Source organism: Magnetospirillum moscoviense (assembly GCF_001650635.1).
GTDB classification, from domain to species: Bacteria; Pseudomonadota; Alphaproteobacteria; order Rhodospirillales; family Magnetospirillaceae; genus Magnetospirillum; species Magnetospirillum moscoviense.
In genome coordinates this window covers 26,325-46,519 of sequence record NZ_LWQU01000104.1, presented here as the reverse complement: position 1 = coordinate 46,519, position 20,195 = coordinate 26,325, and the positions used below count along the sequence as shown (strand labels likewise).

Here is a 20,195-nt window from a genome sequence, read left to right as displayed (position 1 = left end):
CGGCAAGCCGTGCGCCGCGCTCACACGACCGCCGGGTCATGGTCGAGCATGGCGCGGAAAGCCGGGCTGCGGCTTGACAGTTCCAAAAACGTGCCGCTCTCGACCACGCGCCCATGATCGAGCAGGTACAAGAGGTCGCATTTGCGGACGGTGCTCAGGCGGTGGGCGATGATGACCAGGGTCACCTGGCCGGTCAGTTCCTCGATGGCGGCCGACACTTCGCGCTCGGTGGCGTTGTCCAGGGCCGAGGTCGCCTCGTCGAGCACCAGCAATTGCGGCTGGTGGTATAGCGCCCGCGCGATACCGATCCGCTGCCGCTGCCCGCCCGACAGCAGCGAGCCGTTCTCGCCCAGCATCGTGTCCAGCCCTTGCGGCAATTTGCGGATGAAATCGGCCAGCCGCGACTGTTCCAGGGCGCGCCACACCGCGGCGTCGTCGATGGCGTCGTCGGCCAACCCGATGGCGACATTGCGGCGGACGCTGTCGTCCAGCAGATAAATGAATTGCGGCACATAGCCCAGGGAGCGCTGCCACGCGGCGATGTCGGCCACCGGTGCGCCATCCACCAGAAGCCGGCCGGACTGGGGCTCGAGCAGACCCAGGATAATGTCGGCCAGCGTGGTCTTGCCGGCGCCAGAGCCGCCGACCAGACCGATGGATTGGCCGCGCGCGATGGTCAGGTCGATATGGTCCAGCGAGGGCCGTTCGGCCCCGGGATAGGTGTAGCTGAGCGCATCCACCCGCACCTCGCGTTGCATCGCCAGCCGACCCTCACCCGCAGGCGACGGCGCGGCGGCGGCGGCGGCCTCCAGGCCGCGATGGTGCGCCAAGACGTTGTTCATCGCCGGGATGTTGAAGCGGATGGTGTTGAGATAAAGCACCAGCTTGTTGAAGGTCGGCATCAGCCGGAACCCGGCCAGGGCGTACAGCGCCAGCAGCGGCAGCACTTCGACGGTGACGCCGCCCCGGGCCCGGACCATGACCACCGCCACCACGAACGCGAACACCAGCAGGGTTTCGATGGTCAGCCGGGGCACCTCGACGATGGTCTGGTTGAAGACCTGGATCTGCGACATCTCGTGCCGCAGGCGGACGAAGGCATCGACGAAAAACGGCTCGCAGCGCCGGACCCGGACTTCCTTGAACCCGCCCAGGCTTTGATTGAGTCCCTGCAAGATGACCGCGTGCAGCGCCTGCGACCGCCGGCCACCGCTGGTGATGCGGCGATGGGTCACGACATAGAAGAACGCCAGCACCGACCCCAGGAACAACCCCATCGCCACGGTGACCACCGGATCGGTCAGCACCAGCACGGTGAAGATCCCCACGACGATCATCCCTTCGGCCACAAGCCGCATGAACGGCTTGAGCACACCGCGAAAGACATCGTCGCAGGCCAGGTTGATGTTGCGGATCAGCTCGGCGGAATTGTGCTTGAGGTGAAACACATAGGACGCGGTCATGTAGGTCCGCATCAGCTGGCTGGCGCCACGGGCCACCGCATCCATGATGATGCTGTTTTCGACCCAGGCCGCGAACAGCAACAGGCCGTTCTTCAGCAGATAGAAAAGGGCGACCGCGATGGCCAGGGGCAGCACGATCTCTTCCCCGTTCACTTCGCCAAGAACGCCCAGACGGTGCGCGAACGGCAGGTGCAGCGGCTGGTCGGGCACCGCGATGGCGTTGACCAGCGGCAGGATCAGGCCCAACCCGACCATTTCGAACACCGCCGATACCCCCATCAGCGGGATCAGCAGCCACAGCCGGCGGGCACAGCCGGCCGGCAGCAAGCCGATGGAGTCCCGAACGGCGCGGATCAACCCCTTCATGGCCTTCCCCCTGCCGACACGATTTCCAAGACGCTGTCGGCGACGTCGGCCGGCGCGGCCAGCACCCGGTTGGTCTCGGTCCACAGCCGGGTCGCCTCGAGGGCGCTGGCCGCCTTGGTCAGAAGGTCGGGCAAAGTCCGGGCCTCGCGGCATTCAAGCGCCAGTTCGGCCAGGGGCGGACGGTCGGGCCGATTGTAGGTGTGATACCATGTCACCAACTCGGCATCCATAAGCAGGTAGAGCCCCACCCCCATCGGCCGGGGCGAAACCCGGTTGAAGTAGTTGAGGATGTTGAGGCTGGTCGAAAAGCAGGTGGTGGCGACATCGGCGGCACAGACCGATTCCTCGCTCTCCAGGGGATCGAGGATGGTCTCGAGCCCGCCGGCCAGCAATTCCATCGCCCGCAGCCTGCGGGCGTCTTCTTCTTTCGGGTGCGGCCGCAAAACCACCAGGGCACCGGGAAGAACGGCCCGCAACGCTTCGCCCAGCGTGGACAAGGTCCGCCAATATCCGTCGATTTCCAGGAACTGCCCATAGAAGCCGACCACCGGGCGATCGTCGGCGACGCCCAGACGAGCCCGGGCGGCAGCCCGCATGGCCATGGGATCAGCCGCCGCCGCCAAGGCGCCGAAACGGACATTGCCGACGATCCGGGTTTGACTGCCGGGCACTTCCTTGTGGGTCAGACGCGCGCTCTCGGCGTCGCCGACCAGGAAGGTCGAGGCCACCGGCCCCCATCCCGGATTGACGTCGCCCGGATAATCCTGCAGCGCGAAGGTGGGAATCGCGCCGGCGGCGGCGGCCAAGGCCTCGTCGATGCCGCGCCCCTGGCCGGAAAGGCCGGACAGAATGGCATCGGGCCGGCAGGACCGCACCAGCTCGGCGGCAAAGGCCAGCACCTCGCCCTCTTCCGATGGCGCCGCCACCACCTCGATGCCGGCGGCGCGCAGAACCTCGAAGGCCGGCATGGCGGCGGTGACCGTGACCCGCCAACCGGCACGGCAGGACGCCGCCCGCAAGACCGGCAGCAAGTGCGCCGCCCCGCCCGTATCACGGGCGGAAACCAGCAGGTGGAAGGGAGAATCAGGAGAGGGAGCCATCGCGTACCAGTCGGGCCGCACGGCCCTCGAGTTGCACGAACTTGTCGAACTCGCTTTCGGGCGACGACAAGCCCCGCTCGATGAAAAGGTCCAGCAGCGTCGCCATGCAATGATAGGCGATCTGGCGCATGCCGTCGCCCGATCCGTCGATGGTCCGGCCGTATCCGGCGGTCAGGTGGCCAAGCCGCGCGAGAAAGACGCCGCGCTCGGGCTGATCGAACAGGCAGAAGCGCTGTACGGCATAGGCAAAATCCCATACCGGCGGTGCGAACACGTCGGTGCTTTCCTCGAAATCCACTAATATGGCCGTGCCCGCCCCGTCATAGAGCACGTTCCCCTGATGAATTTCGCCATGCAGGCATTGGGCGCCCGGCTGCAGGTGCCAGTCGGGGCGGTACTCGGCGCACCAACGCTGTAACCAGTCGCGATTGCGCTCGGCCCAACCGGGCGGAAATCCCATCGCGGCGAGGTCGCCGCCGCCGCGCAGCACCTCGGCCAGCCGGTCGCGGTGCCCGCGCAGACGGTCGTTGCGCGTCGCCGCCAGACGGCAGACCTCTGGGGCGACGGTGGTTTCGGCCAGCGCGCGGTGCGCCGCCGCCATGACCCGCCCCAGCGCCACCAGATCGCCGTCGGAACCGTCGAAATGGCGAGCCATGACCAAAGGCCGGATATCGAGGCGCAATTGGTGACCGCGCCACACGAAGGCGATCCCGGCGGCCAGGATCGGGTTGACGGGAACGCCGGCCGCCGCAAGGCCATCGACCAGGGCCTTTTCCAAAGAGGCCGTGCCGATATGCGAGGTGATCCGCAGGAACCACTGGCCGTCCGGACCGGTCAGGGCGTAGCCGCCGATGGCGGTTCCCGCCGCCGCCGCCGCCGACAAGGCCCGCAAACGTGCCCCTGCGACCGGCAGGACCGGGCGAACCGCCTTGATCACCGCCGCCGCCAGATCGGCCGCCGGCTCGGTGGCGAAGGTGATCCGACCGGGACAATCGCTGGTTTCCCAGGCATAGGTGATCCGGAACGGCACCATCACGCCGCTGGCCCCTCGAGCGCATGCCAGTCGATCGGCTGGCCGGCCTCGATGGCGCGACCGACGCGGCGACCGGCGGCCAGATCCCAGCTGCCGACCGGAATACCCAGGGCCGGCCAGGCAAAGCCCACATTCTTCAAATCGATGACGTCGCCCGGGCGCAGGGGGCGGCGGGCCACCAAGCCGCTGCGGGTATCGAGGTCACGCGGCTCGCGCGGCAGCGTGGGAAAGCGGCCGATCGCCTGCCAGCATTCGGTCATGGTCCGCAGCATGTCGGGCAGCCGGCCGATCGGGGCAGCGGTGACGACATCTTGCTCCGCCTCGTCCGGATCGTCGCAGACGCCCTTTTCGATCAGGTCGGCCCCCAGCGCCACCGCCGCATACATCATCTGTTCGCCGCGATAATGACAAGACAGGCCGACCGGGCAATCCAGCGCCGCCTTGTAAGCGGGGATCGCCGCCAGATTATGCTGCTCGGCCGGGGTCGGATTGGCGCCGGGATGATGGTTGACGATGATTCCCGTGGCCCCGTGGCGTCGCGCCTCTTCCACCGCCCGAACGATTTCCCACACATAAAGGCCACCGGCATCAAAGATGATCGGCAGGCCCGAGCGGGCACAATGGCGGATCAGCGGCAGATGATCGACGTTGTTGCGGGCGATCTTGAGGGCCGCGCCGCCCTGGGCGACCATGAAATCCACCGCCACGGTGTCATAGACGCTGGCGACGAACGGCACCTCTAGCTCGCGGCACAGACCCAGCAGGTCGGCATAGAACGACAGCGGATTGCATTTGCGCTCGATCAGCTGGCGGTAATCCTCGACACGGCGGCCGTGCGCGTGGGCATAGGCCGCCTGAATGCCGGTTCCGGCCATGCAGATCTCGGGATCGTGCAGGATTTCGGTCTTGAACACCACCGGACCGGCGGCGGCGATGCGGTGCGCATAGGATCGCGCCTGCTCCAGCGACTGGTTGAAGAAGGTCCCCACCTCGGCCATGAACACCGGAGGAGAGCCCGCGCCAACCGTAAAATTTCCGATCCGCACTGCCGTCATGATCCTGGGCTCCGCTCCACCATCGAGACCTCGCGGCCCCATTCATATGTCTGGCGCCACAATACATCACCCTTGTCGGATGCCGGGATGCCATTGTCGCAGACCACCGTGCGCGACCGCCAGGGCTCGACGGCAAGGGCGAGGGCAGCCTCGGCATTCTTGCCCTCGGTCCGGCCCCGCATATAGGCCCCGATGATGGCGGCAACCCGCGAGCGCCCGGCGCCATCGCGAAAGGGATCGATCAGGTCGAGCCACGGCGAATGATCGCCCAGGCGGGTGTCGCCATCGGCCACCGCCTCGATGGCGGCCTCGAAGCCGGCGACATCACGGAAGATGACTTGGCCCGATCCGCCATCCCGGGCGATGGGATGGACGTCGATCCCGGCAAGGTCCAGATGCAGGGCCGGGCGACCGGCGACGGCCGCCAGGAAGCCGGCCGAATTGATCGAGGAACACACCGCCAGGTCGCCGGCTTTCGCCACCACGCTGACCCGTTCGTCGAACTGGACCCGCAGGCACCGCCCTTCGGCTTCCAGGGACGCCACCACGTCTTGCAGTCCCGTCGTCCGCGGCAGGCTGTCATAGATGCTTTTCGACTTGATGATGCAGCCCCAGTCGGGATGCGCCCGCACCAATGCCAGCACCGAGCGGTAGAAATCCACGACATGACCCAGCGAGTTGCTGGCCTCCGGCCCATACGAGGTGTCGAGGACGGTCAGCACGAACCGCAGGTTCGGCGCCAAGGCGGCGCGATAGCCGGCAGCCCGCCGGTCGTCGCCGGCCAGATGCCCGTCTCCCATCACGATGCCGACATCGACCATGGTGCGGTAATCGAGCCGGTGCACATGGTAGAAGCCGCGATGGTACGGCCCCCAGGAAAAGACCAGATCGGCCATGCCGAAATGGTGCAAAGCCACCGGCAAGGGGTGAATCGACCAGAAGTTCCACAAGAACGCGCCGCCTTCCAGCCGCAGGGCCAGGGCCAGGGCCAGCGTCTGCGGCAGGAACACCCAGCTTTGATAGGCCGCCTTGGCGTTCACCTGCCGGATCAGGGCGCGGTAGGATTCGATCAGCACCGTCAGCTGGCACAAGGTGGTCCAACGCCACAGGGCGACCTTGCCGAGGCGTCGCGGAAACGCCGATGCCGCCAGTCCCAGGCAGCCGACGCTGTCGATCAGCGGGCGGGCCAGATGATCGGGCAGGAACGCGGCGTCGGCCCAGCCCAGGCCCATGGCGCCGGCCCGGTCGCGGGTGGCGTCGTCCAGCGGGGCGTCGCGCCGGTTGCAGTAAAGAACGACGCGGGCGGGATCGAGCCCACTGCCGTCATGCCAGTAAAGGTGGCCGCCGGCCGGATATTGCTCGAAGATCCAGGCGATGTTCTGTTGCAGGATGGTTCCTTGCTGGCGCGCCTGGGAATCGACCTTGATTTCCGGCCGGGGCACCCGGCGGAACAGACGCCGAATCCACTGGCGCGGGCTTTCCGGCAGCACCCGCAGCAACGAGATGGCGGCCCGCAGCGAAGGCAGCGCGACCAGCCGCGCGGCCGGACCGGGATCGAACGGCAGGTGCGCCGCCGTCCAGTCCCCCAGACAGGGAAAGCGGACCAAGCATTCCACCAGACGGACATCGCCATCGACCCGCCCGGTGCGATAGGCGCACTCGGCGAACAACGGCAGGATCAGGGCTTCACGATTGTAGGCGCAGTAATAGGACCGCATCGCCCGCCGGATGCCGTCGGCCTGATCGCCATAGCGCGCGGGGATCCAGATCCCGCCGTCATCGTCCATCGGCAATGCGTCGGCCAGGGTCAACAGGCGCCATTCCAGCCGCAAACTCAGCGCCCGGCCATGTTCGTCGGTCACCGGCAAGCCGATATCATGGATCCGCAGGCCCGGCATCAACCCGAGCCGGGCCAGGATATCCAGGCATTTGCGCGCGCCAGGCGACGCCGATCCGACATGCAGGACAAGGCCCGCGCCATGGCGCAACAGGGCCAGGACCAACAATCCGGGCGTCAGGCGCAGCGCCCAGACATGAACGCCGCCGCCGCGCCGGGTCATGCGAAAATCGGCCTCAGAAACAAGGACATGTCGCGACCTTGCGCGGCGGACATGACGTCGGCGGCGGTGGGCATGTCGGCGAGATAGGCCGCCGCCACCTCATCGGTGAAGTCCGCGTTGCGGGTGTAGCGCATCTCGCGGGTCCGATCCTGCTCGACCGGCTCCATGGCGCAAAGAGCGCCGGACGCCAACGCATCGACCAGCGAATCATGGGCGGCCTTGACCGACAACATGCCCCACAGGAACGGGTCGGCGGCCTGCGGCTTGGGAAAAGCGTGATAGTACATGGCGCCGGAATCCAGGCCCTTGCTGAGCTTGTGGATGGTCGCCCCGACCATGTCGGGCCGCCGGTCGGCCAGCGCCCAGAAATTGCACGAGCTGCCCCGATAATAGGGCGAGATCCCCATATGGATGTTCAGCGCCTCACGCTCGACCAATCGGTCGCACAGGGCGCCCTTCAGATAGCTCGCCCCGAAGACCACCGTATGGTCGGCCGCGAGGACCGGAGCGAAAACGGACGGCGCCACCTGGCTGGCGTCGCCCATCTTCAGGGCCAGAACCCGCACATTGCCCGGCAGGAAGTCCACCGACCCGAACACTTGGTCCTCGGCCGCCATGACTCGGCCGAAATAGTCCCGCATCACCTCGGACTTGCGGAAGAAGTCGGCGACCTGGCCGGGAAACACCGTGTTGCATTCCATCACCGCATGGACGGTGTCGAACACCCTGGCCAGAGAGCGGATCAGCGAAAGGTGGCGCGGCTGGTTGCTGGTAAAGACGGCAACGCTCATCGATCCTCCAATTCCGCCATGATAAGGGCATGGTCCTGGCGTGGCAGTTCGAACCGCGAACTCGGTCGGCGTTCCATGTTCGAGCGGAACCCGATCTTGACCCCCAGCTCCTCGAGAATGGCGACGGTGTCCTGGTTGTAGCTGTTGCAGGGGTGCGCCATCGCCAGCGGAGCATGGCCGGTCAGCGCCATCAGGTGACGGCGGTTGGCCAGATATTCCCGCTTCTGCTGGTCATAGCTCATTTCCCCCAGGGTGGTGAAATGCGTGTAGGAATGCAGCCCCAGGATATGGCCGTGCGCGTCGAGCGCCCTGAGATGGGAATCCTCCATCCACAAAAGGTGGCGCAGCTCCTCGGCCTGCAGGCCGGCCCGCTCGACCAGGCTGTCCATGATTTCCTCGAACGGGTCGTGCCCCAGCACCCGATCGCGCAGGAATCGGAAACGCCGGTCGGCATCGGTGTAGAAAGGGAATTCGGCTAGATACCGCCCCGGATCGAAATCGACCGTGGCCTTCGCCGCCATGTCGGCATAGCGCGACCGGGCCAGCGCCCGCTCGAAATTGTCGTAGAAATCATCGACGGTCGGATAGGCCACCGTCCGCAGATAGCGATAGACCTCCATCTTGCGCAAATGCCCCTCGAAGACCGAGGAATAGATGAACCAGAAGGCGGTCAGGCCGAAATCGGCCAGGACCGGTGCGGCGACCTCGTATTGGCACAACAGCGCGTCGTCGAAGGTCAGGCACAGATGGTGCGGTTCCAACCGCTCCTCCACCGCCCGCTCCAGCCAGGCCTCGGCGCTGAGGATGCGGTCGGGCCCCAGATGACGCAACATGCGCGCCAGATCGTCGGCGTTGATGGCCCCCTGGCCGGCGGGGTGGCGCTGGTCCCAGAAGTGATGGAACATGACGCCGTGCGGAACCGAGGCCACGCTCATGATGTCTCCGCCACAAGAGCCCGGGCCACCATCAGGTCCAGGCGGTAATCGATGTCGATCGATCGTTCGGCCGGCATGATATAGGCACGGGTGTCGGGAAAGCTGAAGCCCAACCGCTGGCGGAAGGCATCGACCCGCGCCACATAGACCGCCCCGTTGGGCACATAGGCCGTCGGCAATTGCTGGCGCTGGGCGTCTGTCGGCGCCGCCAGCAGCGGGCGCATGCGGCCGTCCTCGTCCAGGGTGGACATCCAGAACGGCGATTTCGGCGCCACGCAGACCGACATGACCGCCGGCGCGCCGCTGTCGTGACACAGGCGGATACAGGCGTCGATGTCCGATGCCAGCCGCAACGGCGAGGTCGCCTGCAGCAACACCAGATAATCATAGGCCCCCAGGCTGTCGAGGGCATGCAGCAGGACCGGCCCCAGCGGCACGGTGTCGGTGGACAATTCGGCAGGACGCAGGAACGGCACCTCGCAGCCGGCCAAGGCGGCGGCGTCAGCGATTTCCTGGTCGTCGGTGGACAACACCACCCGGTCGAGCAGGGCCGCCCCCTTGGCCGCCTCGACGCTCCACGCCACCACCGGACGGCCGCCCAGATCAAGCAGATGTTTTCGCGGCAGCCCCTTCGAGCCGCCGCGCGCCGCGATCACCGCCAGGACCGATTTTCCGTCGATCATCCTTAAGTGTCCTGCAGCCCTGGGACCACCAGACCATGCGTGTCGTAGCAGCTCTTGCACAGGGCCAGTTCGTCGTGGCGCATATCCGCCAGCATGGCGCGGTAATGGTTGAGGATGTCGGAATGCCAGATTTCGGCGATGGTCTGGGTGGCCAGGTCGCCGATCAGCATCATGTTATCGGAATCCATGCAGCAGGCGGTGACCTTGCCGTCCCAGTTGATCGACAGCTTGTCGAACACCTCGGGGCATTCCGGATGGACCTTGATGACCGATTCCATTTCCTTCAGGCGCTTCAACTCGTCCAGTTCGTGCGGGCGCAGGCGGACGGCGTTGACATCGACATATTCCAGCACGGTGCGTCCGACATTGACGTGGTCGGCGCATTCGGCGGCCAGCGCCTTGAAGGCCTGGACCAACTCGCGGCTTTCATAGGTGATGGTGGTCGACAGGTGCAAGAATGGCTTGTCGGCATCGCCGCGCTTGGCGTGCAGCTTTCTGACCGTTTCCAGCAGACCGTCGAAGAAATCGATGTTGCGCATCTCGGCATAGCTTTTCCGATCGACGCCCTGGAACGAGAACTTCAGGGAATCCAGCGGAATCGCCAGCAAGGCGTCCATCATCGCCTCGTCCAGCTTGCTGCCGTTGGTGTTGACATGGGTCAGCATGCCGGCGTCATGGGCCATGGCGATGTATTCGACCACCTTGGGATGGGACAGCGGTTCGCCCCAGCGGATGAACCGCAACGGGGTCCGGTGCTCGCGGCACTCGGCGATGATCTTGTGGAAGATCTCGTCGGCCATGAAGCCCTTGTCGCGCTTTTGCGAGAAGTTCCCGGTCGGACACATCAGGCAGCGGAAATTGCAGGTGTTGGTCAGCTCGACATCGATCAGCCGGGGAAAGGCCGGCAAGTCGGCCAGCTTCTGCTTCGAGTTGCCCTGATTGCAGGAATCGTAGATCGGCTGATAGGGATTTTCTCGTGTCACGTCCATGTCCGCCAAGCACTCACGAAAGGCGATCAGACGACGCACCCGCAGGATCGACGTCGTAACCGCGGGAATCGAGGAGCATCACCTCCCAGAAACGTCGGGCAGCGTTGCCGATGCTGCCGAAGCTGCAAAAATACTCCAGAACGGCATCGCGATCTATGACCTTGCCGGCTTGCAGCATCGCCACCAGATCGGTGGCGCCGCTGATGACCGGGGTCGGACCCAACAGCGCGCGATCGATCAGCGACGGCACCGGACAGACCGGATAATAGGGCTTGCCGGCCGCCAGGGTCTCGACGAAGGCGCCGGAATTGATCGGCCCGACCACGAAGTCGGCCCAAGCCAGATGCCGGTCCAGACCGCTGTCCTTGACGATCTCCGCCTCTAACCCGAAGCGCCGCAACGCCTCGGCATAATAGTCCAGGTTCTGCGGCCCCGGATGAAGTTTGACCCGAATGGACGCACATCCCATTTGGTGCAAGGCGGCGACGGTTTCCACCATGTTGGCGAAGATATTCGAGGTGAAGGCCGGAGTGTCGTCGCAATCGGCATAGATGGGCAGCACCAGCGCCCGGCCGGTGGCCAGCGGCGCCATCGCCGGACGGCGCAGGATTTCCAGCGCGGGATAGCCGGTTCGGACCGTGCGGGCCGGGCCGCCGGTCGAGGCGGCCCATTCCTCGTTCTGACGGCCCCACGACAGCAGCCGGTCCACCGCCGGCGGGCCCGAGGCGTCGCCGCACCGGCTGTCATAGCGCTGGCGGGTCAGGAACATTCCGTTCAGCAATTCATCGACGCCGACCCCTTCGCCCCGCGCCACCTCGGCGATGATCCGGCACACCGCGTTGGTGGAATCGCCCAGCACGACCCGGGAAAAGCGATGCCGGCGGAACAGACGGCGGTGGCTCTTGACCTGGCGTGCCATGTCCTCGATCCAGCCGGTGGCGAAAATACGCTGGCGGATGAAATTGCGCAGCCCCAGTTCGACCCCGGTGGCCGGCCGGGCCGCCCAGGCCTGCTCGTAGGCATCGATGATGGCGCGGATTTGCGCCTTTTCGGCCCCGGTCAGGGTGACGGCGGGCAAGCTGACCGGAACGACCCCGTCGGTCAGCCAGCGCCACAACAGTTTCGGCCGCTTCGGCATGATGCCGGCCATGATGGCCGGAGCCACCCCGGCCGGGAAATCCTGGGTCAGGGTGCGCACCGTGGCCCAGTTGGACAAGATCAGCACCGTCGCCGGCTTGCGCCGCCGGACCAGCGCCAGGACCCGCCCGGCCAGGTCCAGGGCCTCGGTGTAAAGGCCGCGCATCACGCGGCGCGACCACGGGTCGGGCAGCGGCGCGCCATAGCCGTCAAGGCGTTCGGAAAAGCCCTTGTCGCCGGGTTCGGGGGCATCCAGCCGGTCGATCAGCACGATACCGTGCCGCGCGCAGGCTTCGGCGGCGATCTGGCGCTTCTGGATCGCATCGACCAAATCCAGCTCGGCCCGCATGTCCAGCAAGACCATCTCGCCCGGGCGAAAGCGGGCGCAGGCGCGATCCAGCGCGCAAGCCAGGCGCTCGAAGGCGTTGCCGGCCAGGCTGACATCGCGGACGAACAGCTTGCCCAGCGACACCCCGCCGAACCGCGACGCGTCGTGTCCATCGACGAACACCCACTGGCAATGGCGCTGGTGGCACAGATGGGGCGCGCCCCGTTCGGCCGGCCAATCCGTCAGCATGCCTTCGAAATGGATGGCCGGCTGACCGCGATCCAGGCAGTCGCGCCAGGCCAGCCAGTCGGTGCTGACAACCAGGGTTTCGGGATCGACGGCCAAGCCGGCGACGTGACGACGATGCGAGACCAGCATCAGCCGTGGAAACACCCGATCCAGTCGGGAATCGACGATGGCGACCGAAAGATCGCGGGGGGGAGCCGACACTGCCGTCACAGGACCAGGAAGTTCCTGATCATCGTCAGACCGGTTTCACCGCTCTTTTCCGGGTGGAACTGGCACCCGATCAGGTTGCCGCGCCGCACCGCCGCCAGGACCCGGTGGCCGCCATAGGCGCATTCGGCCAAGATATCGGCGCGGTCGTCGGGCTGACCGGCGAAGGAATGGACGAAATAGACGCTGGCCGGGTCGGACAATCCGGCCAGCAGCCCCTGCCCCCAATGGTCGGTGATCAGCTGGTTCCAGCCGATATGCGGAACCTTGACCGGGCGGCCGTCGGTCCCGGTGGCGGGAATGCGCCGCACCATGCCGGGAACCAGACCCAGCCCGGGGTGATGGCCGAATTCCTCGCTGCCGTCGAACAGCATCTGCATGCCGACGCAAACCCCCAGGAACGGGCGGCCGGTGGCCGCATAGGCCTTCAGCGGCTCGATCAGGCCCCGCGATTGCACCCCAGTCATGGAATCGGCGAAGGCGCCGACCCCGGGCAGGACCAGGCGGTCGGCCCGGGTCACCTGCTCGGCGGTTTCGGCCAGTTCGACGGTGGCTCCGCAATGACGGAAGGCCCGGGCGACGGACAAAAGATTCCCCGCCCCGAAATCGACGATGGTTACCTTGGTGGTCATAGCTTGCGCACCGGCAGGTTGCGGGCCAGCGACTTCTCGCGGATGGCCGGCAAGGTCAGTTTGTCGTAATGCAGCATGTAGGCGATGGCGACGGCGTCGGCGCCGCCCTTCTCGACCACCTCGGGCAGATGGTCGAAAGTCCCCATGCCGCCCGAGGCGATGACCGGAATGGTGACGGCGTCGTTGACCGCCTTGACCAGTTCCCAGTCGAAGCCCTTGCGGGTTCCCTCGCGGTCGACCGAGGTCAGCAGGATTTCCCCCGCCCCCAATTCCTGGCCGCGCCGCGCCCATTCGACCACGTCCAGGTCGGTATGCTCGCGGCCGCAATCGCGATAGACCTCCCACCGGCCGGGGCCGCTGCGCTTGGCGTCGATCTGCAACACCATGCATTGCGAACCGAACCGCTCGGCGACCTCGGAGATCAGCTCGGGGCGCAAGGTGGCGGCGGAATTGATCGCCACCTTGTCGGCGCCGGCCCGCAACATGTCACGCACATCATCGACCGAACGCAGCCCGCCGCCGACGGTGATCGGCACGAACACCTCTTCCGCCGTGCGCCGCACGATGTTGGTCAAGGTGTCGCGGTTGTACAGGCTGGCCACCGCGTCCATGTACAATATCTCGTCGGCGCCCTGCTGGTAATAGCGGCGGGCGAAGGTCTGCGGATCGCCGACCACCCGCACGCCCTCGAGCTGGATTCCCTTGATCAGGTTCGGACCCTTGATGTCCAGCCGGGCGATCAGACGAAGATTGGCCATGACCGCTTAGTTACCCTGCCAAACCGTGTTGCGCAGCTTCCACTCGCCGTTGTCCTTGCGCCAGATGTGGGGCGAGCGGAAACGGTCGGCGAGGTGCAGGAAGTAGTCGCGGTCCATGATCGGCTGCTCGAACAGGCGCGCCGCCTCGGGGAATTCCGTCTCGGGCAGCGACAGATAGCCCAGCAGCTCGTCGATGAAGCGTTCGGGGAATTCGCCGTCATAGCGCTTGACCAGGGCGACGCCCTCGTCGCGGGTGATGTCGCCAGACCGGATTTCCTGCGCGGCGTCATAGGTGGCCCGGCCGATGCCGAACTTGATGTTGGTGGTGAAGTAATGCAGATCGTCGATCCGGTCGTCGATGCTGTTGTACTTCGAATAGGTTCCGGGCGTCCGCTCGGGCGAGGCCTGGAAGCCGCCATGCTCGACCGAATAGTAATAGCAGCTCTGCGGGTGCCACTTGGTGTAATAGCCCAGATAATGGACCTCGGTGCCGACCCGCTGCAGATCGGCCGGATTGGCCGGCAGATAGGGCTGCAAATCGCTCTCGTCCACGCCGAAATCGCCGATCAGGTCGGCCACCGAAACGCCGCCCAGATAAATCTGCGACTTGTCGGGCGCGGTGAAATAGCGCCAGTCGCGCAGGGCCTTGTCGTTGTCGGCGATGGGATTGCCGTACTCGGCCTCGTTCTCGCCGTAGAACACCAGCGGGATGTCGTAAATCACGCTCATCTTCGGGGCCAGGGCCTTCTGGCCGATGATGAAGGCCTGGAACGGGTGGTAGATGGTCTCGACCGACAGGCGGGTCAGCAGGCGGTGGACCCGGCCGTTGGGGGTGACCAGATTGTTGTCGAACCCGGCATGAATCCATGCCTGGAAGTTCTTCCAACCCCAGTCGGTGTAGATGTGCGGCGCCCAGGTCACCGTCAGCGGATGCATGCCGTATTTGTGCTTGAGCAGGTGGGCGGCGTAGAAGCTGTCCTTGCCGCCCGAGCCCGGGACCACGCAATCATAGCGCCCGTCGGTGCGGCGGAAGCGGTCGCACAGGTCGCGCAGCTGGCGGTCGCGCTCGTCCCAGTCGATCGCCGCCTTGGTCTGGGCGGTCCGGCAGGCGTCGCAAACGCCATGCTCGTCGAAATTGATGGTCTGCTTGACGCTTTCCTTGGTGTGCTTGTACTCGGCGGTCGAATTGGGCCGCTGATTCGAGATCACGCAAGACCGGCAGAAGCGCACGTCGGCGGGCAGGCCGTACTTGGTCGGCAGATCCCCGTCGCGCTGGAAGGGAGCGAAATCGATCTCAACATGACGAGGAAATCTGAACATGGGGGTGCCCTTGCAAATCAGCCGAAGATGGATGCGAACTCGCCGTTCGCACGTTCGAAGTCGTCTAGACGACCGATGTCGATCCAGTATTCCCGCACCGGAAAAGCCGACGTCAATCTTTGCCCGGCGATCAGGGTGGAAAACAGCTCTGGCATGTCGAAATAGCGCCCTTTCGGCACAAGGTCCAGTGCCGAGGGCGAAATCGTGTAAATGCCCGCATTGACGAAAAACGATTGCACCGGCTTTTCGACCACGCTGGCGATGCGGTCGCCATCCAGGTTGACCACGCCATAGGGAACCTGGAAGTCGTATTCACGCACGCACATGGTCGCCTCGGCGCCCTGTTCGTCGTGAAACTTGAGCAGGCTGGCGAAATTGACCTTGGTCAGCACGTCGCCGTTCATGACCACGAACGGGGCCTCGGGCCGTTCCGGCATCAGCGACAGCGCCCCAGCCGTGCCCAGGCGATCCTTCTCTTCGAGATAGCGGATCTCGCAGCCGAAGGCCGAGCCGTCGCCGAAATGATCCTTGACCTGGTCGGCCCGGTAATTGACCGAGATGTAGAAACGCCGGAAATCCATCGCCACGAAATTATCGACGATGGTTTCCAGCAGCGGCTTGCGACCGACCTTCAGCAGCGGCTTGGGTGTGTCGTCGGTCAGCGGACGCAGGCGATTGCCCAACCCGCCGGCCATCAGCACCACCCAATTGGGCCGGGCTTCGTGACGACGATGCAGTTCGGTGTCGAGAACCAAATCGACGACGCGGCCATCGGGGGCGACGATCGGCAATTGGTGGATCACCGCGCTGCTGAGGATGTCCAGCAGATGCGCCGGACTGTCACTGGGCCGGCCGAACCGGAAGTGGGTGTTCATGATGGCCTGAACCGGCGCCTCGAGCCCGATGCCGCGCAGGATGCCGCGTCGGACGTCGCCGTCGGTCACCGTTCCCAGCAGATGGCGTTCGTCGTCCACCACTAGGCAGATTTGAAGCCCGGCTTCGTCCAGGACGGCGATGGCCGACCCGATGGGGGTGTCCGGCCCGATCAGTGTTTTATGCCAGCTCATCGGCAATCCTCGTCTCCGATCGGTCGGGCGGGATTTCCCGCTACCCTTGCGCCATCCGCGACATCGCAAATCACCACGGCACCGGCCGCGACCAAAGCGCCCGAGCCGATTCTTATTCCCTGTATCACCGTCGCACCGGTCCCGACCAGCGTCCGTTCGCCGATCCTGACGTCGCCGGACAGAACCGCACCCGGAGCTATATGCGCATGGGCGCCGACATGACAATCATGATCGATGGCGGCGCGGGTGTTGACGATGGCGTCGCACCCGACGCGACAGCCGGTTTGCACCACCGCGCCAGCCAGGATCTGGGCGCCCTCGTCCAGCACCACGCCGCCGCCGACCACCGCCGAAGGATCGACCAGCGTGGCGAAAACGAAGCCCCGCGCCCGATAGGCGGCGAAGACCTTGGCGCGCAAATCGGCCGGTCCGACGGCCCCGATTCCGTTGACCACCCGGGTCCGCTGACGGTCGCAGCGCTCCAGCGCCTCGTCGCCGCCCAGAACCGGCACCCCCAGAACCGTCGAGCCGACCCGACCGGGATCGGCATCGACCAGACCATCGACCGTCGTTCCGGCGCGGCGCAGGGCGTCGATGACCACCTTGGCATGACCGCCGGCCCCGATGACGAAAACCTGCATGGTCACGGCTCGATCCTTTCGCCCGCCCGATAGGCCCGGCCGGCCGGCCGCCCCAGCAGCTCCCAGTAGCGGGCCGGCGACAATCCGTCGCCCGGTCGCTTGACCCCCAGATTGGCCACGGTGAACGGATCGCCGGCGGCGATGTCGCCAGTCGCCACCAGACTTTTGCGCGCCACCATCATGTTGCGGCTTTCCGCCGCGGTCGGGCGCTTGTCGGCCTCGCCCAGCATGGTCTCGACGGCCCGGATGCTGCGCACCATCTGGGCCAAGGCGGCCGGCTCCAGCGATGCCTTGTGATCCGGCCCTGGCAGCGAACGGTCCAGGGTCATGTGCTTCTCGATGACCACCGCCCCCAGGGCGGTCGCGGCCACCGCCGCCTCGAGACCCTCGGTGTGGTCCGAGAACCCCACCGGCAACCCGAAGGCCCGCGACAATGTGCCCATCGCCCGCAGATTGACCTCGGCCGGCGGGGCGGGATATTCCGTGGTGCAATGGAGCAAGGTGACGTTGGCCGCCAGGGCGGCCCGCCCGGCTGCCGAGGCGAAGGCCGCCGCGAAGGCCGACGACGACGGATCGCCCAGCCCCAGATAGCCGTGCGCCAGAACGCCCAGGGCGTCCTCGACATCGGCCAGGGTGCACATGCCGGTGGACAAGATGACCGGAACCCCGGTCGCGGCGGCGGCGTGCAGCAAGGGCGCGTTGGTGATCTCGCCCGATGGCAGCTTCAGGCGCGGCAATCCCAGCTCGCGGGTCAGGAAGCGCAAGGACGGCAGATCGAACGGCGTCGACAGGAACTCGATGCCCCGTGCGGCGCAGCGGCGCCGCAGGACGTGATGCGCCTCGTCCGACAATTCCAGCCGGCGCAGCATCTCGAACTGGCTTTCGACGGTTCCGGTAGTACGCTTCTGGTAATCGGCCTTGGGCGCGTCGATGGCGGCGATCTCGGTGGCGCGGAAGGTCTGGAACTTGACGATGTCGGCACCGGCTTCGGCGGCGGCATCCACCAGCGCCAGCGCCTGTTCCAGCTTGCCGTCGTGATTGACGCCGGCCTCGGCGATGATGGTCACGGCCATGACGATGTCTCCGGCAGGTCGAAGAAGGGCTTGCGCCTGAGCTGGGCGATATCGATGCCGGCCAGGATGTCCGCCACCGTCGGGCCGACATTGCCGCCGCCGTAAGGGGGCTGCGTGGCGTCCAGGGTGGCGCGAAAGGCCGGGTCCAGGCCCTGTTCGATGGCGGCGGCGATGGCGGCGGCGTCCAGATCGCCGCAATGGATCACCGATTGCGCCCGCAGCCGGCCGGCCTGGCGATCGCCGATATCGATGGTGGGCACCTTCAGGGCCGGCGCCTCGATCAGGCCGCTGGAGGAATTGCCGATCACCAGCGATGCGCGGCGCATCACCGAAAGATAGCGTCGCTGCCCCAGAGTGTCGTGCAGGCTGACCCGCTCGGGCCGGGCGGCGGCGAAAGCCGCCAGACGCCGCGAGACCACCTGGTGACCGGCATCGGCATTGACCCCGGTGATGACGATCCGGGCCTGGGGAAAGCCATCCAATGCCGCCAGCAGATGGTCGATGGCCGCGCCCTCGTCGCCGTCGCGGCGGGTCACCGGATGGTAGGTGACCAGAAAGGTCGGAGAACGGAGCGGCAGGCCGAGATCCTGATCCAGGACCGGATCGGGCAGGGGGTCCAGGGCCAGCGCGCTATCGACCCCGGGGGCGCCGACGGTGAAGATGAAGGCCGGATTTTCCCCCATCTGCCGGATGCGGCGGGCATAGGGCGGGGCGGCGGCGAAATGCAGCGACGCCATCTTGGTGATGGCGTGGCGGATGGATTCGTCCACCGCTCCCTCGGTCACCTCGCCGCCATGCAGGTGAGCCAGTGGTATCGCCAGCAGCAGTGCCGCCTGGGCGGCCGCGAGGATCTCGAAGCGGTCGCCCAGAACCACCACCAGATCGGGCCGCAGCGCCGCCAGCGCCTCGGCCATGCCGATGGTGCCGCGTCCGACCGCGCGGGCCATAGCCAGCAAGCTATCGTCGGGTTCCAAGGTCGGCACCGAGGTCACGCTGAAACCGTCGGCCTTGATCTGGTCGACGGTGCGGCCGAAACGATGGTCCAGATGCGCACCGGTGGCGATCACCGACAGGTCGAGGCCCGGATGGGCGCGCACGGCATCCATCACCGGGCGCAACAGCCCGTAATCGGCACGGGCGCCGGTCACCACCGCCACATGCCGGGTCGATGTCACGACAGCGCCTCCCGCACGGCATCGATGACGCGCGACTGTTCGGCGTCGGTCAGATGCGTCGAGCAGGGCAGCGTCACCACGCGATCCCACACCCCGTCGGCGACCGCCATATCGGTGGCCGGCGCGACCCGGTAGGGCTCTTGCCGGTGGATCGGCTTCCAGAACGGCCGGGCCTCGATGCCCTGGATCTTCAGCTTCTGGCACAAATCGGCGACGCTTGACGACAGCACCAGGCCCGAGAACCAGCAGGCGCTTTCGGCCCACTCGGGGACCGGAAAGCGCCCGACCCCGGCCAGACCGGCGAAGGCCTGGTCGTAGGTCGCCGAAATCCGCCGCTTGGCGGCGACCAGGGCGTCGGCCCGCTCCAACTGCGCCACCCCGACCGCGGCCTGAATGTTGGTCATCCGGAAATTGAAGCCGACCCGGTCGTGGTCATAGGCCGGCCCGACCCGGGCAGTGGTGCTGAGATGGGCGACCAGCGCCATCTGGACCGGATCGTTGCCCAGCACCGCGCCGCCGCCGCCCGAGGTCACCGTCTTGTTGCCATTGAAGGAAAACACCGACAGATCGGCCCCCATCGCCCCCACCGGCCGTCCCTTGTAGCGGGCACCCAAGGCGGCGGCGGCATCGGCCACCACCGGCAGGCCGAAGTCGCGGGCGATGGCGCCGATGGCATCCATGTCCGCCGGCTGGCCCAGGGTGTAGACCGGCATGATCGCCGCGACCCGCGCCCCGGTGGCCTTGTGGCGCAGGGCGCCGCCGCGCCGCTCGGCCTGGGTTTCCAACATCCGGCGCAGCAGGACCGGGTCCAGGGTCCAGGACCCGGCATCGACATCCATCAGCCAGGGCCGCGCGCCGCAATGGCTGATGGCGTTCGCGCTGGCGATGAAGGTGAAGCTGGGCAGCACCACCAGATCGCCAAGGCCAACCCCCGCCGCCACCAGGGCCAGTTGCAGCCCGGTCGTGCCGCTGGAGGTGGGAACGGCATGGGCGGCACCGGCCGCTTCGGCGGTCAGGCTGGCCAGGCGATCGACGAACGGCCCCACCGACGACACGAAGGTCGAGGTGATGCATTCCTGCAGATAGGCCGCCTCGTTCCCGCCCAGATTCGGTACGCACAACGGAATCATTGG

At 66.4% G+C, this 20,195-nt stretch carries 18 protein-coding genes; all 18 read right to left on the bottom strand.

What is annotated here, in order from left to right; genetic code table 11:
• Nucleotides 1–20: 20 nt before the first annotated feature.
• Genes A6A05_RS04905 through A6A05_RS04820 form a run of 18 tightly spaced genes read right to left on the bottom strand, consistent with a single transcriptional unit; the run spans nt 21 to nt 20,192 of the window.
• Complete coding sequence (locus tag A6A05_RS04905) at nt 21–1,829, bottom strand: ABC transporter ATP-binding protein (protein WP_068498043.1); 1,809 nt, start codon at nt 1,827–1,829, stop codon at nt 21–23.
• On the bottom strand, nt 1,826–2,860 hold the full coding sequence (locus tag A6A05_RS21230; RefSeq protein ID WP_068498042.1) for a hypothetical protein: 1,035 nt from the start codon (nt 2,858–2,860) through the stop codon (nt 1,826–1,828). The genes A6A05_RS04905 and A6A05_RS21230 overlap by 4 nt, the downstream gene beginning before the upstream one ends.
• A 52-nt stretch (nt 2,861–2,912) precedes the next feature.
• A complete protein-coding gene (locus tag A6A05_RS04895; protein WP_068498039.1) occupies nt 2,913–3,962 on the bottom strand; it encodes a phosphotransferase in 1,050 nt (349 codons plus the stop codon).
• Nucleotides 3,962–4,960 carry an N-acetylneuraminate synthase family protein gene (locus A6A05_RS04890; RefSeq protein ID WP_216635749.1) on the bottom strand — a complete coding sequence of 333 codons (999 nt, stop codon included), beginning with the start codon at nt 4,958–4,960 and terminating at the stop codon, nt 3,962–3,964. Before A6A05_RS04890 ends, A6A05_RS04895 begins: the two co-directional genes overlap by 1 nt.
• A 53-nt stretch (nt 4,961–5,013) precedes the next feature.
• Nucleotides 5,014–7,077, bottom strand: a complete 2,064-nt coding sequence (locus tag A6A05_RS04885) for a hypothetical protein (protein WP_068498037.1) — start codon at nt 7,075–7,077, stop codon at nt 5,014–5,016.
• Nucleotides 7,074–7,868, bottom strand: coding sequence for a formyl transferase (locus tag A6A05_RS04880; protein ID WP_068498034.1), 795 nt, complete (start codon nt 7,866–7,868; stop codon nt 7,074–7,076). Before A6A05_RS04880 ends, A6A05_RS04885 begins: the two co-directional genes overlap by 4 nt.
• The gene (locus tag A6A05_RS04875; RefSeq protein ID WP_068498033.1) at nt 7,865–8,803 is read right to left on the bottom strand and encodes a polysaccharide deacetylase family protein; all 939 of its coding nucleotides are present in this window, start codon (nt 8,801–8,803) and stop codon (nt 7,865–7,867) included. The genes A6A05_RS04880 and A6A05_RS04875 overlap by 4 nt, the downstream gene beginning before the upstream one ends.
• Nucleotides 8,800–9,486, bottom strand: a complete 687-nt coding sequence (locus tag A6A05_RS04870; protein WP_068498031.1) for an acylneuraminate cytidylyltransferase family protein — start codon at nt 9,484–9,486, stop codon at nt 8,800–8,802. The genes A6A05_RS04875 and A6A05_RS04870 overlap by 4 nt, the downstream gene beginning before the upstream one ends.
• A gap of 2 nt (nt 9,487–9,488) precedes the next feature.
• Nucleotides 9,489–10,475, bottom strand: coding sequence for a radical SAM/SPASM domain-containing protein (locus A6A05_RS04865; RefSeq protein ID WP_068498029.1), 987 nt, complete (start codon nt 10,473–10,475; stop codon nt 9,489–9,491).
• 13 nt (nt 10,476–10,488) lie between these two features.
• Nucleotides 10,489–12,390 (bottom strand): hypothetical protein, encoded by a 1,902-nt coding sequence (locus A6A05_RS04860; RefSeq protein ID WP_068498027.1) that lies wholly within the window; start codon nt 12,388–12,390, stop codon nt 10,489–10,491.
• 5 nt (nt 12,391–12,395) lie between these two features.
• The gene (gene hisH, locus A6A05_RS04855) at nt 12,396–13,028 is read right to left on the bottom strand and encodes an imidazole glycerol phosphate synthase subunit HisH (RefSeq protein ID WP_068498025.1); all 633 of its coding nucleotides are present in this window, start codon (nt 13,026–13,028) and stop codon (nt 12,396–12,398) included.
• Complete coding sequence (hisF, locus tag A6A05_RS04850; RefSeq protein ID WP_068498024.1) at nt 13,025–13,786, bottom strand: imidazole glycerol phosphate synthase subunit HisF; 762 nt, start codon at nt 13,784–13,786, stop codon at nt 13,025–13,027. The genes hisH and hisF overlap by 4 nt, the downstream gene beginning before the upstream one ends.
• Before the next feature lie 6 nt (nt 13,787–13,792).
• Nucleotides 13,793–15,106, bottom strand: a complete 1,314-nt coding sequence (locus A6A05_RS04845) for an N-acetyl sugar amidotransferase (RefSeq protein ID WP_068498022.1) — start codon at nt 15,104–15,106, stop codon at nt 13,793–13,795.
• 17 nt (nt 15,107–15,123) lie between these two features.
• Nucleotides 15,124–16,173: a nucleotidyltransferase family protein gene (locus A6A05_RS04840; RefSeq protein ID WP_068498020.1), complete on the bottom strand. Its 1,050-nt coding sequence runs from the start codon at nt 16,171–16,173 to the stop codon at nt 15,124–15,126.
• A complete protein-coding gene (locus A6A05_RS04835; RefSeq protein ID WP_082910707.1) occupies nt 16,170–16,814 on the bottom strand; it encodes an acetyltransferase in 645 nt (214 codons plus the stop codon). Before A6A05_RS04835 ends, A6A05_RS04840 begins: the two co-directional genes overlap by 4 nt.
• A 2-nt stretch (nt 16,815–16,816) precedes the next feature.
• A complete protein-coding gene (gene neuB / locus A6A05_RS04830) occupies nt 16,817–17,887 on the bottom strand; it encodes an N-acetylneuraminate synthase (RefSeq protein ID WP_068498017.1) in 1,071 nt (356 codons plus the stop codon).
• On the bottom strand, nt 17,878–19,062 hold the full coding sequence (gene neuC, locus A6A05_RS04825) for a UDP-N-acetylglucosamine 2-epimerase (protein WP_068498015.1): 1,185 nt from the start codon (nt 19,060–19,062) through the stop codon (nt 17,878–17,880). The genes neuB and neuC overlap by 10 nt, the downstream gene beginning before the upstream one ends.
• Nucleotides 19,059–20,192 carry a DegT/DnrJ/EryC1/StrS family aminotransferase gene (locus tag A6A05_RS04820; RefSeq protein ID WP_068498013.1) on the bottom strand — a complete coding sequence of 378 codons (1,134 nt, stop codon included), beginning with the start codon at nt 20,190–20,192 and terminating at the stop codon, nt 19,059–19,061. The genes neuC and A6A05_RS04820 overlap by 4 nt, the downstream gene beginning before the upstream one ends.
• Nucleotides 20,193–20,195: the final 3 nt, after the last annotated feature.

Excerpts from the sequence above, each read along its gene's own strand:
- A6A05_RS04905 (WP_068498043.1), bottom strand. The coding sequence starts at position 1,829 with ATGAAGGGGTTGATCCGCGCCGTTCGGGACTCCATCGGCTTGCTGCCG.
- A6A05_RS04895 (WP_068498039.1), bottom strand. The coding sequence starts at position 3,962 with ATGGTGCCGTTCCGGATCACCTATGCCTGGGAAACCAGCGATTGTCCC.
- A6A05_RS04890 (WP_216635749.1), bottom strand. The coding sequence starts at position 4,960 with ATGGCCGAGGTGGGGACCTTCTTCAACCAGTCGCTGGAGCAGGCGCGA.
- A6A05_RS04885 (WP_068498037.1), bottom strand. The coding sequence starts at position 7,077 with ATGACCCGGCGCGGCGGCGGCGTTCATGTCTGGGCGCTGCGCCTGACG.
- A6A05_RS04880 (WP_068498034.1), bottom strand. The coding sequence starts at position 7,868 with ATGAGCGTTGCCGTCTTTACCAGCAACCAGCCGCGCCACCTTTCGCTG.
- A6A05_RS04875 (WP_068498033.1), bottom strand. The coding sequence starts at position 8,803 with ATGAGCGTGGCCTCGGTTCCGCACGGCGTCATGTTCCATCACTTCTGG.
- A6A05_RS04870 (WP_068498031.1), bottom strand. The coding sequence starts at position 9,486 with ATGATCGACGGAAAATCGGTCCTGGCGGTGATCGCGGCGCGCGGCGGC.
- A6A05_RS04865 (WP_068498029.1), bottom strand. The coding sequence starts at position 10,475 with ATGGACGTGACACGAGAAAATCCCTATCAGCCGATCTACGATTCCTGC.
- hisH (WP_068498025.1), bottom strand. The coding sequence starts at position 13,028 with ATGACCACCAAGGTAACCATCGTCGATTTCGGGGCGGGGAATCTTTTG.
- hisF (WP_068498024.1), bottom strand. The coding sequence starts at position 13,786 with ATGGCCAATCTTCGTCTGATCGCCCGGCTGGACATCAAGGGTCCGAAC.
- A6A05_RS04845 (WP_068498022.1), bottom strand. The coding sequence starts at position 15,106 with ATGTTCAGATTTCCTCGTCATGTTGAGATCGATTTCGCTCCCTTCCAG.
- A6A05_RS04840 (WP_068498020.1), bottom strand. The coding sequence starts at position 16,173 with ATGAGCTGGCATAAAACACTGATCGGGCCGGACACCCCCATCGGGTCG.
- A6A05_RS04835 (WP_082910707.1), bottom strand. The coding sequence starts at position 16,814 with ATGCAGGTTTTCGTCATCGGGGCCGGCGGTCATGCCAAGGTGGTCATC.
- neuB (WP_068498017.1), bottom strand. The coding sequence starts at position 17,887 with ATGGCCGTGACCATCATCGCCGAGGCCGGCGTCAATCACGACGGCAAG.
- A6A05_RS04820 (WP_068498013.1), bottom strand. The coding sequence starts at position 20,192 with ATGATTCCGTTGTGCGTACCGAATCTGGGCGGGAACGAGGCGGCCTAT.